Annotated in this window: 2 protein-coding genes; both read right to left on the reverse strand. The window is 70.9% G+C overall.

The annotated features are described in order from the left end of the window. Window positions 1-295, reverse strand: a 295-nt coding sequence (locus IFT51_RS14775; protein WP_192061848.1) for a CrcB family protein, incomplete at its 3' end; no start/stop codon positions are given. Beyond that, a partial coding sequence (locus tag IFT51_RS14780) for a CrcB family protein (protein WP_192061849.1) occupies window positions 292-485 on the reverse strand: 194 nt, incomplete at its 5' end. The genes IFT51_RS14775 and IFT51_RS14780, both read right to left, overlap by 4 nt.

Here is a 485-nt window from a genome sequence, read left to right on the forward strand (position 1 = left end):
CCCATCTCCTCTCGGCTACGAGGCGCACGGTCTCGACGCTGGCGGTGCTGAACGTGGTGTAGCCGCCCATGAGTCCGCCGCCCGCGACGAGCAGCCACTCTCGGGGCATCCCCGCGTGGTCGGCGAGACCGGTGAGCAAGCCGAGCACGAACGACCCGCTGACATTGATGACCAGGGTCGCCAGCGGAATGGGGGCCGACCACGTGCTGCGGACGACGCCGTCGACGACGAGGCGCAGGGCCGCACCCGCACCACCGGCGACCGCGATCGCGACGAAGAGCCATGGGGCGATCACGACGCCACCTCAGAACGACGGTGGAGGACGGCACCGACGGTGATGCCGGCCCAGGAAGCCACGGCGCCGAGCACGACCGATCCCGCACCGTAGGCGACGGCGATCGGCAGGGCGTCACCGAGCAGGGTCGCGGTGTCGACCGCGAGGGCGCTGTAGGTGGTGAACCCGCCGAGAACGCCTGTCCCGATGA

It is taken from the genome of Frigoribacterium sp. CFBP 13712 (assembly GCF_014842255.1).
In the GTDB taxonomy this organism is placed as follows: Bacteria; Actinomycetota; Actinomycetes; order Actinomycetales; family Microbacteriaceae; genus Frigoribacterium.